At 40.7% G+C, this 15,874-nt stretch carries 15 protein-coding genes; 1 reads left to right on the top strand and 14 read right to left on the bottom strand.

The features are described from left to right. Positions 1-70: 70 nt before the first annotated feature. The 14 genes from ACXAH2_RS10735 to ACXAH2_RS10800 form a co-directional block, all read right to left on the bottom strand. Positions 71-367 carry a putative quinol monooxygenase gene (locus ACXAH2_RS10735; RefSeq protein ID WP_475078427.1) on the bottom strand — a complete coding sequence of 99 codons (297 nt, stop codon included), beginning with the start codon at positions 365-367 and terminating at the stop codon, positions 71-73. A gap of 884 nt (positions 368-1,251) precedes the next feature. Then, positions 1,252-1,611: a DUF998 domain-containing protein gene (locus ACXAH2_RS10740; protein ID WP_475078428.1), complete on the bottom strand. Its 360-nt coding sequence runs from the start codon at positions 1,609-1,611 to the stop codon at positions 1,252-1,254. A gap of 163 nt (positions 1,612-1,774) precedes the next feature. Then, entirely contained in the window at positions 1,775-2,980 is a 1,206-nt protein-coding gene (locus tag ACXAH2_RS10745) for an FAD-dependent oxidoreductase (RefSeq protein WP_475078429.1), read from the bottom strand. After that, the gene (locus ACXAH2_RS10750; RefSeq protein WP_475078430.1) at positions 2,977-4,374 is read right to left on the bottom strand and encodes an FAD-dependent oxidoreductase; all 1,398 of its coding nucleotides are present in this window, start codon (positions 4,372-4,374) and stop codon (positions 2,977-2,979) included. The genes ACXAH2_RS10745 and ACXAH2_RS10750 overlap by 4 nt, the downstream gene beginning before the upstream one ends. A gap of 193 nt (positions 4,375-4,567) precedes the next feature. Then, a complete protein-coding gene (locus tag ACXAH2_RS10755) occupies positions 4,568-5,335 on the bottom strand; it encodes a DeoR/GlpR family DNA-binding transcription regulator (RefSeq protein WP_475078431.1) in 768 nt (255 codons plus the stop codon). 46 nt (positions 5,336-5,381) lie between these two features. Then, entirely contained in the window at positions 5,382-5,738 is a 357-nt protein-coding gene (locus ACXAH2_RS10760; RefSeq protein WP_475078432.1) for a DUF1937 family protein, read from the bottom strand. A 19-nt stretch (positions 5,739-5,757) separates the two neighbouring features. After that, positions 5,758-7,002, bottom strand: coding sequence for an ethanolamine utilization protein EutH (gene eutH / locus ACXAH2_RS10765; RefSeq protein WP_475078434.1), 1,245 nt, complete (start codon positions 7,000-7,002; stop codon positions 5,758-5,760). An 18-nt stretch (positions 7,003-7,020) separates the two neighbouring features. Further along, on the bottom strand, positions 7,021-8,460 hold the full coding sequence (locus ACXAH2_RS10770; protein ID WP_475078436.1) for an FGGY family carbohydrate kinase: 1,440 nt from the start codon (positions 8,458-8,460) through the stop codon (positions 7,021-7,023). 342 nt (positions 8,461-8,802) lie between these two features. Beyond that, positions 8,803-9,237, bottom strand: a complete 435-nt coding sequence (locus ACXAH2_RS10775; RefSeq protein ID WP_475078437.1) for a GNAT family N-acetyltransferase — start codon at positions 9,235-9,237, stop codon at positions 8,803-8,805. Between the two features lie 204 nt (positions 9,238-9,441). Further along, positions 9,442-9,723 (bottom strand): BrnA antitoxin family protein, encoded by a 282-nt coding sequence (locus ACXAH2_RS10780; protein WP_475078439.1) that lies wholly within the window; start codon positions 9,721-9,723, stop codon positions 9,442-9,444. Further along, complete coding sequence (locus tag ACXAH2_RS10785) at positions 9,644-9,940, bottom strand: BrnT family toxin (RefSeq protein WP_475078440.1); 297 nt, start codon at positions 9,938-9,940, stop codon at positions 9,644-9,646. Before ACXAH2_RS10785 ends, ACXAH2_RS10780 begins: the two co-directional genes overlap by 80 nt. 181 nt (positions 9,941-10,121) lie before the next feature. Continuing rightward, positions 10,122-11,531: a restriction endonuclease subunit S domain-containing protein gene (locus ACXAH2_RS10790; RefSeq protein WP_475078441.1), complete on the bottom strand. Its 1,410-nt coding sequence runs from the start codon at positions 11,529-11,531 to the stop codon at positions 10,122-10,124. A 2-nt stretch (positions 11,532-11,533) separates the two neighbouring features. After that, positions 11,534-13,597 carry a type I restriction-modification system subunit M gene (locus tag ACXAH2_RS10795; protein WP_475078443.1) on the bottom strand — a complete coding sequence of 688 codons (2,064 nt, stop codon included), beginning with the start codon at positions 13,595-13,597 and terminating at the stop codon, positions 11,534-11,536. A gap of 215 nt (positions 13,598-13,812) precedes the next feature. Continuing rightward, positions 13,813-14,280, bottom strand: a complete 468-nt coding sequence (locus ACXAH2_RS10800) for an N-acetyltransferase family protein (protein ID WP_475078444.1) — start codon at positions 14,278-14,280, stop codon at positions 13,813-13,815. Between the two features lie 460 nt (positions 14,281-14,740). Between ACXAH2_RS10800 and ACXAH2_RS10805 the strand changes: the two genes are divergently transcribed. Then, positions 14,741-15,601, top strand: coding sequence for an integron integrase (locus ACXAH2_RS10805; protein ID WP_475078478.1), 861 nt, complete (start codon positions 14,741-14,743; stop codon positions 15,599-15,601). The last annotated feature ends 273 nt before the right edge of the window (positions 15,602-15,874 follow it).

Genomic DNA, 15,874 nt, shown 5'->3' on the forward strand with positions numbered 1-15,874 from the left:
GGAAACCTAATCTCCAAACTCACAGGAGAGCAAGCGAATCCTGCGCAGTCCATTGTTAGCTAGTAACATTTCACACTTCATTTAATTGCAAAACAGTTGCTGGCTTTGCCCTAAATGTGGGAGTTATTGAATCAGCCTCTTGCATGTGTGGCGATATATCATGTGCCGCTAAATCTTCAGAGGACGCCCAGCGCTCCGTTATTACAAACTCAACGTCGCTACCAGCAACTTTGCTAAGTTTGTATTCTATGCAGCCTTTTTCATTTAACACTAAGGGTTGAAGTTTTTTGAATAAATTAATTTGCTCTTCAGCCTTTCCAGGTTTCACTTCAATTAAAACAATTAAATTGATTTCTTTATTTTCCATATTTAAAGCCAGATTGTAATGAATGAATAAAATATCGAATGGTAAATGCAAGAATGTCATTCACCCAGTTTCAATGAACACAAGATAGAGATACCGGTTTTCAGAACTTAGTGTTTAGCAACTTCAGCAATGCCCTTCTTACGGTTGTTATGAATTGCTACTTCTGCATCCCTCAATCCCTCAATCCCTCACTATGTATAAAACCTTTACCTTGATAAAAACTCGTCACAAAAAAGCGAACGTTAGCGATTCCAGGCTGAAAGCACGGTTTTGGCTTGCCATGTTATGAGCTTTTACATGCCAAGGGCTCATAAATATAAGCGTCTTTTTTCATAATAAAGGTACCATTATTGTATGGAAATGCTAACACACAACTTAATTTCAGTGTCTGAATAGATAGCTTCCACTTACCTGACTGCTTTCCATTGCTCCACGAGAAATAATGAAATTCTTTATCGGATCCCATATAAATCGTATGTTGCAATGGAGTAATACCATAGTTATGAAATTCGGTTAAATCGATCTCTTTGTAAGTAAAGCCTTTTGGCGTACAGGATAAAAGAGTAAGAGAAACGAAAAAGCTAAAGATATATTTTTCCATCATGTCAGTATAAATCTGGGCTTTTATTTAATGGACTCATAACGCCGCACACAGGAGCGGCCAAATAAGTATCGCCTTTTGGGCCTCCTAGATAACGACGCTAAATAGTTACACTAGATAGTTCCTAGGAGCAAATACATATTGACTAGCATGGTGAGCGAAGTGGACAAAAATACAGCTGTTATTTGTCCCGTTTTAACGCTTTGTTAAGCCATTTCCTTCTCAAACAGTACCCAAGATAAATAAACCATGAATACAGTGTAAACGCCAAAATACCTTGATTTCACCCTACTGTGTTTGAGCTCGGATCTAAATTGCTCAAGGCAAACACAGCGAGTATGCCTGCCACATAACCCGTGTTTGACCATGATATAGAAGCTAACGATATACAGAATATGGCGAGAATCCCGCATAGATAGCCTGGAAAAGCCGATGCCATATGAATCATGTGAGATAGTGTTGCTACATCGGGTTCACACTCAAAATCACATAGAAAAAAAGCCGCAACACCAAGACTAACAGCATAGACTGCTATCAAAATAAGCCCAATGCTATTCCGCTTTGTACGAGGTAATACGGAAAAACTAACAAAGACAAAACCAAGCAAGAACAATTCAGTAGGGATAAAGCCTAAATAGTTCACCTAATCCCCATAGGGCGACCCAGTTGCCCCCAATTCACTTATAAATTGAGCAACATGACTGTAATTTACAAATGACTGAATCATTAAAATTCTTTGATATTACTTTATTGTTATAAAAAACCCCTCAGCTGAGGGGAATAGAGAGTGCTGAACACACGAACTCCTAGTAGGTTATTTCGATTAATGAACAACCTTCTGGAATAACTAAATTTTTCAAAACCACCCGTCTTTCGGGGATGGTGTTAACCGACTGCCGGTGAATGACTGTCTGATCCGCCTTAACGAAAATTTCGCCGCTAAAATGTTTTTGAAAGCGAATATTTAAGTCTATTTTCTGATTGGTCTTACTAATAAATGTTGGAGACGTCATTACTACTTCTGATGTGGGGGGGAGGTCGATCTCGCAGATGTTTCCATCTACTGCCAACCCTTGTAGTAAGTCCTTCGCAATATAGAGGCCTTTTTCTCGCCCTTCTAGATAGCATTGGTCACCCATATCTGCTGGATGAAGCATATTGCCAGCAACAAAATAGGTACGATCAGAACAACGACCAAATTGATCATGTTCCGGAACACCGCTTGGCTGTTTATGCTTTAGATGACTGTCGCGAACAAGAGGGGTGTCCCCCACAAATTTGCCAGAAAAAATAATGCCATCACACGTCAATGAATGCGTTTTACCATGGCTACTCAGCACAACCGATTCGACTCGTTCATGACCTTGAATAGACTCCAATTTGGTATGGGTTAGCAAAGGCACTCCTAGAGTCTTGGCAAACCATTTAACAGGGCTCCAAACTGAGATTTTTTCGTTTTGCTCAACCATTGCCACAGGTTTAACCCCCGCATAGCGCAATGTCCATAATGCGGAAAAACTCACCAATTCTGTTCCCACAATAATAGGTTTTTGAACAGGCAAAGTACTTTTTAAGTAAACAAACTGCTGTAGTGCTCCGGTTGTTAAAACCCCTTGGGGGCGGCTTCCCGAAACAAAGCGAGGATGTCGAGGAGTTTCGCGTACTCCTGTTGCCAAAACAACGCGTTTTCCATAGAGCGTTTCCATACCATCTGGGGAGCTAACCTGTACTACCCCATCTTCGCCTAATTTGACAACAGTAGTGTGCGTTCTAATTTCACATTTGCCTTGCAACTTACTCAGCAATTTTTCAACCCATACATGCCCTTTCATAGGTCGCTTGAACGATTGTAGGCCAAAGGTAGGATGTTGGCAGTGCCTTGGTACACCACCAGCATGACTTTCACGTTCAAGGATAAGTACGTTACTGACCCCTTGTTCCAGTAAGGACGAAGCAACACCTAAGCCGGCCGGCCCAGCACCAATGATAATAACGTCAAATTGTGTGCTCATGATAAAGTGCCTACTGCTATTTTATTACTCAATGTCTTATCTACGATTTCAGCTACTGCGTTACTACAATAAAAACCATTACATCTCCCCATCATGGCACGGGTTCGACGTCGTACTCCACCCACGCCTTCAGGAGGAATAAGCGAGTTGATCACCCTTTCAATCTCTCTTCTTGTCACCCACTCACAGTGACAAACAATGCCGCCATTGTCCTTTTTCTGAAAATCTCGTTGGTGATAATGACTTAACATTGGCATTGTTGGCCAAATAATATCGTCTTTAAGAATTGGCTCGAAACTGATTGCCTGAACACTTTGCAATTCGCGGAAAACATGCTGAGCAATTCCTAATGCTGCTGTCAGGCCTGTGGAGCGAATACCTCCTACAGAAATCCAGTGATCATGTGAGTAATTAAAGATTTGATAGTCTTTTTCTGTTGTTGCCGGACGCAAGCCTGCATAGGTTGCAGTCACGGGAAAGTTGGCGATATCCGATGCTAGCCGTGCCCCTTGCTCCATCAATCGTGCAAGCTGCTTTTCACATACTTCTGCAACCTCACGGTTTTCTTGCTCTTCTGCGGTAGGGCCAACCAATAAGTTTCCGAAGATGGTTTTTGACAGCAGCACACCTTTAGTCGTCGCTGTAGGAACAGGTAGAATAATGCTATTTACGAGATTTGCTGCAGCCTTATCTAAAACCACAAACTGCCCCTTACGAGGCTTGATCGAATAATCGGGCTTACGCCACAACCCATCGACTAAATCACCATGGTTACCTGCACAGTTAATGACCCAGTCTGTGGTGAACTCCTCCTCACCACAACGAACATGCCAAACCTGATCAAGGCGAGTGACATGGGTTACCTCGCTCAGAAAGCGGTATTCTGCACCGTGAGAAACCGCCTGTGTTAAATAGGCAAGTGGGGAACTCCAGGGGTCGATAACAAACTCCCCCGGAATTTCAACAGCGGCTAACGCACCTCCTGACAAATTCGGCTCTCTTTCATAAAGCTCATTTGCTGATATTTTTTTTACATTAAGGACATTGTTTGTATGAGCTTTATTAACGATTCCATCCAACGCTTGGAGCTGTTCCTGATCCCATGCAACCACATGCGCACCCGTTTCAAGCAACGGAAGCCCAAACTTCTCATAGACGGACAGATATTCCTGATAACCTTCTTGCATGCACTGTACTTCTAGTGACCCCGGCGGCGCATCAAAGCCTGTGTGCAAAATAGCACTGTTCGCTTTGCTGGCACCTGACAAGATATCATCACCTTTTTCAAGCAGCAGTACCCTAGCACCTTGCAAAGTAAATTTACGAACCATAGCGCAGCCGACCACTCCGCCTCCAATCACTATGACATCATATGTAGCATTCTGTTGTCCCATGCGCCCCTCATTTACATGTTGACCATAGACGATATAACAACATCAAAACAACATTATTTCAACATATAAACAACAAAAATCAGATTCTAGAGAAAATCAATGCATCAAAGATTTTCTTTAAGCACAACAACCCCTCTCCCCTATCGTCTTAAAAAAGGGAGAGGGCACACGCAAAGAATGCAAGCAGGAAAGTTTAGTTAGAAATGTGAACCACTAAATGGTTAGGAAGGTTAACAAGCTCTGAATCGTGTTCTGAAGGTACAGTAACAAGAAAGTCTACGCGACTCCAATCACTCACTAATGTCGAGGCTCGTCTTTGTACTTTACTGGAGTCAGCAAGAATAATAGTTTGACTACTGTTTTGAATCATTTGGCTAGCAATCGCCGCTTCTTCATAGTCTTGGTCCATGACGCCATCGGCAACGGTGCATCCACCAATGCCTATGACTGCGTAGTCACAGAAATGTTGTTTAATAGACTGTAAGGTAAACTCCCCAACACATGACAATTTTGTACGGCCGAAGCGCCCCCCTAACAAAACAACTTCTAAGGTGTCATTTTGCAACAGTTCATTGGCAATCAAATGGGAGTTGGTTATAACCCTGATATTCTCTCGTTGGCTCAACTGTTTAGCAAACTCTAACGTCGTAGAACCAAAATCTACGAAAATGGAATCACCAGGCTTTATAAGGGTGAGCGCTTTTTGCGCAATCAGATGCTTTTCATCGCTAAGAAACTTAGCACGTTCTTGAAAGTCCAGCTCAAAGCCATAACGACTGCTGGTTGCACCTCCATGAACTTTTTTTATCTGCCCAAGCTCATCAAGTAAGTTTAGATCTCGGCGGATGGTTTCCGTTGTCACATTAAAAAAATCGGACAACTCTGTCACTGTAACTTTCCCTTTTTCACGGATAAGTTCAATGATGCAATCTCGTCTATTGGAAGCGTTAGAATAGTCCATGTTTTTCCTGAATACCCCCGCGAGATACTCGCGGGGGGATATTTAATTATTTAAAGTCTCCCTCCACTGCAGACCAGAAACTCACATTGCCGCCACGTGAACGGTAAAATTCAATTTCACGGGCAATGCCAGAACTCAAATCCCAGCCGGGTAAATCTATGATAATTAATTCATCCATCGTATCAAGAAAAATTGCGTCGACAGGCCCCCACATTTTACCGATCTGAGAGCGCTCAGTCTTTGTCAAAGACTGATTAATTGGATGAGACATAGATACCTGACTAAATACCGCGTGCCCTGCTTCTACAATTGCCGCTGCCACCTGATTTGATTTTACAAATCGCTCTTCAACGACAGCTGGATCCTCGTGTGAATAAGGACAAGCTAGGAAAATTTTACGCATGATTTACTCCTTGGTATTACTAAGCAAGTTGTGGTTTTGAATAATCAGGATCGGTATTGAGTAGATCTTCTTCATCTTCTCTTTCCATTTTTTCCGCCTCAGGCACAGAGATGTATATCGCTAGAGCAATAGCTATAGCACCCGCGGCAAGTTTGCCAATCATGATAGGGATGACTAACGTGGGCTGAAAGTTTGCCGTGAAGGCTAAGTGGTCACCTAGGGTTGCTTGAGCACAAATACCAAAGGCAACACAAAGCACTTTGTCACGCGCCTTCATGTTGGCAAACAGATGGTATACCGCAATGATATTTGCCAATACCATAACTAACCCTACCGCACCTGTGTCACTTAGACGTAGTTTGGTGCCAATGTAGTGCATGGGTTTACGACAGTATTTTTGGAACAAGTAGCAGATAGGAAAGGTACCGGCGAGCATGATGCCAATGTAACCTGCAATCTCGATGGCACGGAAAAGTTCTTTCTCGTCAGCAAACAGAGGGTCAAATACCCAACCACCAAAGACATAGTCAAATACACCTGTGAAATGCTGTACGATACAGGCTGCCAACACTAATTTAATGAAAGCATCCATAATCTTGCCGAAGAACAAGAAACCAACCACCATCATATGAGTCTTGTATTTAAGACCGAGTGCCAATAGAAAACAGAAAATAAATAGTGGTGACAACAGCTGCAAGGCATGAACAAAATCCAATGTCAGCAAATGCGTGGCTTCAGATGAAGTGGAAATTACATCTCGTACCGGAATATTATTAAACGTAATGATCAACAGCGACAAAAGCACGCCAAATGGAACACTGATCAAACCAGCCATAGCACCAAGCGCTAAATATTTGTGGTCTTTTTGTTTTAACATCACAAGACCGACAGGGATTAAGTAGACAATACTGGCACCTGATGTATAACCAACAAGCATAGCTGTAATCCACATATCGCGATTTTGAGCGATGACATCGGCGAGTTGATAGCCCCCCATATCTACAGCGATAATCGATAGCGCAGCAATCGAGACATCGGAATTAAAGCTTTGGAAAAGTGGTCCAATGCTATTACTAATGGCATAGGACAAAATTGGTATAGCTGCCATTATGCCTGCTTGTGCTAGAAATACAGGCCCAATAGCATGGATCCCATTAACAAATTCTTTGCCCAGATTGCTCTCTGGACGAATAATCGATGCGATGGCTCCAATAAAGGTGCCACACATGATTAGGTAAATAACAATATCCCCTATTTCAGACATAGTTTGTTCCTCTTGCTTTTATCGTAGATTTTTAGATTTTTGAATGATGCCTTTGTATTTTTCATACAGCTCATTCAATTCTGGGTTTTCTTGGGGTAGGGTTGGTGTGCTTGATGCAGACCAATTAGCTTCGGTTTCGAGACCTAAGCCTTTTCTCGCCAGTAACGCCACGCCAAGAGACGTCATCTCGTTATTTGAGGGACAATCAATCGTTCGCTGCAATAAGTTGGCTAGAAACTGTTTGAAATAGGTATTGGAAGAAAGACCGCCATCAATCGAAATACGGCCTGAAATAGCAACGACTTGGTTCATTGCTTCAATGACTTCCGTAGACCTAACGGCAATGCCTTCCAGTAAAGATTGCAATAAATCCTGACGCTCGGTATCTAGAGACAGGCCGGCCCAAATTCCTGCTGCGGAGCGGTCCCAATGAGGACATCCTAAGCCACTCAACGCGGGAACAAATGCGACACCTCTTGCAATGGCTGGCTCATCCTGAAAATTGGCCAGTTCATCAAAGTCAGAAAATAAACCTATACGATGGGCCCAGTTTATTGCCGATGCGGCATTGTATACACCACCATCAAGACCAAAAACTGGCTGTTCAGAAGGGAACTTCCAACACAATGTTGGCAGTAAGCCCGCACTGTTTTCTTTTGGAACATCATTCCCTGTAATGCATTGCAAAAAAGCACCAGTACCAAACGTAATCTTCATCGTACCCGGTGCTTGGCAACCATGGCCAAAAATACCGGCAAATTGATCAACGATGCACGCGGTTACCGGAATTTGGTTACCATTAATCGTTACACTACCAAAATCTCCGATGTTATCTTGAATCTTAGGTAGACATTCGAGAGGAACTGCAAACAGCTCGCACAACTCTTGATCCCACTGAAGCGAATGAATATTAAACAGCGATGTGCGCGACGCCGAGTTAAAATCGGTCACATGTTCACCAGTGAGATTAAACAGAAAGTAGGAATCCATTGTCCCCAGACAAAGTCTATTCTGCTCCAATAGTTCTTTAGCTAGTGGTACGTGCTCAACAATCCAACCCAGTTTACTCGCAGAGAAATACGCATCTAATGGCAAGCCAGAGCGGGATTTTACAAAGGGCTCTTTACCGGCCTGTTTTAATTGCGTGATGACATCTTCGGTTCGCTGGTCTTGCCAGATGATGGCATTGTAAATTGATTTACCAGTATCACGATCCCAAGCCACAACACTCTCACCTTGATGAGCAAGCCCAATCGCATCCACATAACCACATTGAGAAAGGCCTTTTTTGATATTTCTCAATATCTCCTCAGGATCATGCTCAACCCAACCTGAGTTAGGGGTAATTTGTTTATGCATCATTGGAGTTGGTGAAAAATGAGTGCCATCCTCTTTAAAAACGGTAATGCGTGTACTAGTCGTACCTTGGTCTATTGCTGCGTATCGTTGGTTCTTCATGTGACATCTATGTTGTTTTAATGTTGCATTATTGTTTGTTAATACTTTTTATAACCCATAAAAAACCATTAAACAACACAAAACAACAAACAAACAAAATAAAAACCACATAAAATTAATTGGGGTCAGCGTAAAATTAAATCTTACTCTAACCCCAATTATTACAATCTAATCCTTTTAAAAAGTGACTTTCTCATAGACCGGCGGTAGTGATTGGATGGCGTTAACCAGTAAGCAGCATAAGGAGAAATTGAGCCCCCTTTAATCCCCTTACCAAGGGGATTAAAGGGGGTTGCGAAGCGGATCAATAGGTCATTGGCTAGAGTACAAATTCCTGATTATTTATTTAATTGCCTTGTCATAAACATGAGACGTTTTAGCGCAACGGAATCCCATCGCAGCGTAAAAAAGATGAGAAGCTTCTCGCGATACGTTTGATCTCACGACGATTTTTACTAAGCCCTGCTCTTTCGCCCAACCCTCAGCAGCAGAGACTAAAGCCTTGGCTATGCCGTGGCGACGATAACTTTCACCCACCACCAAGCCCGTAATTTCAGCTTTATAACCCGACTCAAGAAACAAACGCTTTTCCACTACCAACCAAGCGGACACTTTGCCCTCACAAACAGCCACAAAGACATGATGGGAAGATGAATGAATTAGAGCTTTCAACCAGACTGTCGTCTCTTCTCGATTCGCTTCATAACCTAATGCTTGGGTTAGATACATGATGTCATCAGCATCTTTTAATTTGGCGGGAATAATATCGAAAAGCACGGGGTTAAGCCTTTAATGTTGCGTGGGGTGGGTTTTACTTTGGGTTTGATTAGCCCAATTAGTGCCTCAAAAAATATCCGTTTAAAATCTTGTGTATATGACATTGGTTAATGCCTTAATAACAGGCATAAATGCTTGGCTAAAATTAGCGACGAAGGAGAAAAGCCAACGATGATTGCCCTGTTGATTAACTTGTTAGCTTTCCTATTGCCAATCAAGCTTCAGTTCTTTATGGCTACTAGCGCAATCTTTCAGATAAAGGTTGATTAGATTCTGGTACGGAATTCCATTCTTATCCGACAGTTGTTTAAAGTACTCGATAACGTCTTGATCGAGCCTAATAGTAACTTGTTTCTTTAACTTCTTCGCGTACGGATTAGGTACGGAATCAGAGAAATCATATTGATCACGCATGGCTAAACCTCTCATATTGTTTGCGTTCGTATTTATCTGCTTTTCTCGCTGATATGATACGAATAGTCTCATTTGGCTCCCTGTAGCAGTGACAAACGACCATTGTTTTAAACTGGGAGCTCTGCCCTAAAATAATGAAGCGTTCTTCCCCATGGGAGCTGTCTGGATCTGGAATCAGTCTAGCTAACGCATCGTAAAATACGGTCTCCGCCTCTTCAAATGTAACTCCATGTTTAGAGTAGTTCGTAGAAGCTTTGCTAGGATCCCATTCAAATTTGAATCCACTCATAAATTACATTGTAGTTATAGGGTAATTATAAAGCAAGAATTGAAAGGAAAACTAACGCCCGCCTCAACTGCCAGAGGCTACTGGCGCCTTTTGTGCGTATTTTTGCACAAAAGGTGACAGTGGCTGGAGGTCAGATTGCAGGCGCTTGTTATGTGGCTCTCACTGAATACTACATCTTGAATCATATGCTTGACTGTAAATATTTAGTTGCAGGACGCTCTCCTTTATCTAGTGACATTGAAATAGACTCTTCAGCCGCCTTCAGAATTTCAGTAGATTTTTCACGTAATTCCGTGCATTTCTCAATTTTTGTGCGAATACCTTTTTGAGTGTTTTTTGGTGCAGCCCACACATAAAATTCAGATATGTCAGAAGGGTACAATTCTATTTGTCCCGATGACCCATGAAAATATTTATCTACTTGCATCTGGCCGAAAGGGCTACTAAGGAATACGGAAAGGTAAACTGGGCAAATATCCTTCACTTTCAGCACTGTCACGTGATTATCTGGTATAGCACTTGATTCATGAAGATATGCCGAGCAACGTCCGATTGTTCCTACACCTGTTCCATTTACAAGAACATCCCCCTTCTCAATTATCAGAGTTTTATCTTTTAAAACCTGTGCTTGTCTATTCCCTTTGAGTACAACTTCGCACGGTCTAACGTGCCTAGAATTGATTACTGGCAAGCCATCTTCAGAATATGAAGGCTGAGTACCTCTTTTATTTTGTGTTAGGAAACAAGATAGTTTTTCAGATTTCCCACTGGATGCCAGTTTCTCCATCAATTTTGCATACTTTGGCTGGAAGAAATCAGCATCAATGCGTCCGGATGAACTAACTTGTTCATAATCCATTGTATAGCTTAGCTGGTGCTTAGGTGGGTCCTTGTAAAAGTCTAGAGCAGTGAGAATTTTATTCTGGGCTAAATCATAGAGCTCATTTGATTTAGCTCTCATTTTTTGCGATTCATAATAAATTTCTTCAAAAAGACCTTGAAACGTTTTTGAAAGACAAGGCACTTCTAGTTGATAGATTGCCTCTAATGTTAGGTGAGGCTGGCCAGTTTGACTAGCTGTTCTCAGCAATAGAGATTTGCCGATCTCGGAATGTAAATACATCCAAAGAAAATATTTATTTACATCCACAATATTTTGAGTTTTTACAACAAGCACGTCACGGCAAATTGCATACTCAGGATATTCATCAGTTAGCAAAGCTACTTTTCCTAACGAATTCCCCCCCTTCGCTATAACTAAATCTCCCGGATGACAAACTGCAATTGTAGAGGAGTTCTCTTCAAGGATGGATTTCGGTAAGAATGCCGTATCTTCTGAAATCGCCAAAAGCCCATTCTGGATCTCATTTACTCTAAGGAATGGCACGCCAATGCCTTCAAAATCATAGAATTGGACTATAGAAGGGTAAAAAGCGCTACAATCAATAGTGCATTCTATTTCTCTTAAAGTTTTTAATTCAAAATTTCTGAGCTTATTTTCTAGCTGAATGTATTTTGGGTGATAAAAATCAGCATCCAGCCTAAAAACGATATTATCTAAATCTCCAAATTTAACTTCTGAGAACTGCATAGCTATTCTTCACTCCAAAAAGAAAGCTTTTCTTTTTTCGCAAAGCTAATGAATGCTTCAGATATTCCATCGGGCAACTCACCATCATGATTATGCAGATCGTGATCAACTATTAGGTGTCCATTTTTGTCCAATCTATACTTCTCATCTGAATTTTTAACATAGATATAATCACCCGAATTATCCTTTCCTCCTTTTTCGCTTACTGCAAAAAATATCGGGTAATTATCCTTCTTGGGGCAAAGTTTATCGTCCCATTTCTGAATAAAGAGAACGCTTGTTTTTGTTCCAGTGTGGGGTTTGAATGTATTACCGTGTAAGCTTACGACCGCAAGAATTCGGCCGTGCTCTGATATAAAGTCTCTTATATATTTATCCGTAGTGTTATTAAACCGGCCTTGCGGCAAAACTATTGCCATTCTTCCACCTGGTTTCAAAAAGTCCAAATTTCTTTCAATAAACAGTATATCTCGGCCAACCTTTGTTTGGGCCTTGCCATTTGCATTAAATCCAAGCTCATATTGGTGCAGTATACGACTCTCTTTGATATCACCTGCAAATGGCGGATTTGCCATTAAAAGATCAAAACCAAATGTTTTGTTTCCATTCTTTTCGGTGCGGAGCTTTTCTAACCTCGAAAACCCCTTGCCGTAGGTATTGATCCAACTCTTATCTTTTTCAGTCTTATCTTTCCAACGGTCAAAATCCAACGTATTTAGGTGTAAAACATTTGTTTCTCCATCGCCAGCAATAAGATTAAGAGTTCTAGCAACACGAACCGTTTTTTCATCAAAGTCGATACCAAAGATTTTTAGTACATGTTGTTTTTCTTCATCCGGGATCTCTGCATTAGTAAATAGATGACCTGTTAGTTTAAAAATAGTATGAACAGGAAACCCACAACTACCGGAAGCAGTATCTATCATATACTCTCCCCGCTTTGGATCTAGCATTTGGACGCACATGTCAATTACATGACGAGGAGTGAAGTATTGACCTTTTTCACCTTTAGCGGACTTATTTACAAGGTACTCAAACGCTTCATCTACAACCAAAAGATTTGAGTTAAACAGTTTTACATCTTGCAGGCTAGATACGCATACAGATAAATGACTGTCAGACAATTCAAAAATTGAACCTTCGGGGAAAACTCCAGGCCATTGATTCTTTGCCTCATCAAAAAGCTCTTGTATTTTTTGTTTTAATTCAGTATCTGTTTGCCCAGTGTTCCTAAAATCCATGACTCTAAATTTTTTGTCATTAATTCCAGAAAGGCAATCTTTTAATTTTTCATAATCGCCTCTATCTTCATCGTCAAGATTATCTTCAAGATAGAACTCAATTTTAGATTTATCCTTTTTGCTGCCAAATTCATCATGAAGCTTTGTGAAAATCAACTTAAAGACTTCTTCAAAAACATCAACGCCAGCATTTGCTAGGACTTCATCTTCCATTTCAAGAATGATATCTTTTAGTGATTTCCGTTCATTAGCAATTTTATCTTTAACTATAAGGTCTTTAAGTGTAAATCTTTCGCTCAGGATATCTTTTAGTGTTTGATTTTCTTTGGGGATGTCCGTTATATCTTCAAAATAATTAGGATCCTTCCTGTGGTAGTGAGATATCTTTTCACCGTTCGACCATATTCCAATAGGCGCTCCTGTTGCATTGCAATATGATCGCAATTGATTTTTTCCATCTTTTAGTTTCGGCTTTTTTAGCTCTACTATAATAAATGCGCTATCGACTCTGTCCTTGTCAAAAATTACAATATCAGCGCTTTTCTTCTCACGGCCGAAACTAACAGGGTATTCAAATGCTATTCTCTTTTTACTATAACCATATTGATCAATGAGCTTTCTCGCATAAAGCTGCCTTACAATTTCTTCTGGCTTTAGCTGTATATCCTTTTCCCTAACGACACATTTCACGAAAAAATTATCTTTTTTACGAACTTTTTTTGTGAAAACCTTTTCCTTTAGTTCTTCTATTTCATTTTCACTAAATAGCGAGAGACTATAATTACTGTCTTTTAATATCGCCTGAATTACATCCGGTTTGGCCATTCTAATTCTCTATTAATACGCTCTGTTTTATATAAATTAAATTGATGCTGACTATACATTAAATGGGCTATATTCTCGCAACTTGCTTAGGCCACATAACGCCCGCCTAAGGGGCTGGCAACGCATAACACTAAACTCAAACATAACAACTGAAACCACCGCGGCTCATTGAGACTGGAAACGCCGCGCGTTGACAGTCCCTCTTGAGGCGTTTGTTAGTTTACAGTTTTCCACATTGTTTTTGACTGCTCTTCAAAGCCTAATTTTACATAAAAGCTTTGCGCACGCTTGTTGAAAGCCATGACCTCTAGTCTAATTTGCTCAGCACCTTGAGACTTAGCCCAGTCATTACATCGAGCCATGAGTTGAGTACCAATACCAGAAACTCTAGCATTTTCATCAACTACGATTGTGCCGACACGACAAATAGGTGTTTTAACTAAAAATGGGATAGCTTCATTTTGAGTTACCGTAGCTGTTACAAAGCCAACAACATCACCAGAGATTTCTGCAATAAGAAACAGCCTTGATTGATCATTTAGAGCCTTAAGAAGGAACTCTTTTTCTTCAGATGACGGTTTAACAAATGCTTCAGGTGCATTTTCAAAGTGCATAACTCCAATCTGATAATTAAGACGCAAAAGTGAGTCTAAATCTGAAGCATCTGCTGATCTAATTTTCATTTTCGTCCTCTGAATTTGATATGTAAACTAACATTTTTAATAGTACGCATGCGCGTTTAGACAATTCAAAAATTTCGCTAGTATCTTTATAAATTACTGATAAAAAAGGTTTTTATCAAGATATAAACAAAATCCAAATCTGGAAAAACAAGCATGCGCGTTATTTCATTTTTCCACGGCCTGTTATTTCTGCTGCGGATATTCTTATCCATTGATACTAAAAGACTTTTTATTTTTCTACCAGCGCAAACGCGCAATACTGTGATTATTTTTTAGGCTAAACGAGCCAAAAATTGGCAACTCAAAAAAATACTGTATATTTATACAGTTTATTTGAACATATACACAAGGAGTGTGTGATGTCATCCAGTCCGTTTCTTAATTTTATTCGACATGAGTTACGCCTTCGCGGCTATAGCTTAAAAACAGAAAAATCATACTTTTTTGGATCAAATATTTCATTCGGTTTCATAAGTTACAACATCCTCAAAACATGAGCGCGGAAGAAGTAAGAGCGTTTTTATCGTTTCTCGCCGTTGAACAGCATGTTGCTATTAACACTCAAAAGTCTGCGTTGAATGCTCTCGCCTTTTTGTACAACAAGTTACTGGATAAACCATTGGGTGATTTAGGCTTCCAGCATGCTAAACAAGGTCGGCGCTTGCCCATTGTTTTAACCGCTAATGAAATTAAACAAATCCTCAGCGGCTTAAATGAACGGGATTATTTGATATTTTCATTACTTTATGGATCGGGTTTAAGGGTCAGCGAGTGTTTACGTATTCGTATCAAAGACATTAATTTGGAGCAAGGTAGTTTGGCGGTAAGGTGCAGTAAAGGCAATAAAGACAGAACCACCATTCTGAGTCGAAAATTAGCAGAATCATTAAACAAGCAAAAGTCACATGCGCTAAGCATCCAGCAAGAAGACAACACCAAAGGTTATGGCCCTTCTTTACCCTTTGCCCTGCCTAAAAAGTACCCGAATGCCTTTCGTCAACTCAATTGGATGTTTTTATTTCCCTCAACATCCATCAGTCCGCATCCTTTAACTGGTCAGTTATGCAGGCACCATTTGCATGATTCTGTACCTCGTAAAGCTCTAAAAATTGCAGCCTCCAAGGCAGGGATTAACGACAAGAGAATAAATTGCCATACATTTCGACATTCTTTTGCAACCCATTTACTCATGGCAGGACGAGACATAAGAACCGTTCAGGAATTATTAGGTCATAACGATGTATCGACGACTCAAATTTATACTCATGTCATAGGCCAACATTTCACGGGGATAGACAGTCCTTTGGATCAAATATTGTAACAATTTGTCTTCACTGTCTGATGGCGCTTTGCTTATAAGACCTACATTTGGTGGTTTACTCTGAGTTGATGTGAGGTTGCTGGGCTAACCCCACCCTTGCCCTCCCCTTGAAGACATAAGGGGAAGGAACATGAGAGTTCATCAGGTGTGAAACGCTTTTAAACGTAAAAAGAGGCAATGAGCCTGTTAGCAAAAAATCCTCGACACGTTCCTGAATGTGCGAAAGGATTTAAGCGACTTTTTGGTTACTTTTGTGGCGCTAGACAAAAGTTA

This window comes from Marinomonas sp. ABL3_031, from assembly GCF_056161265.1.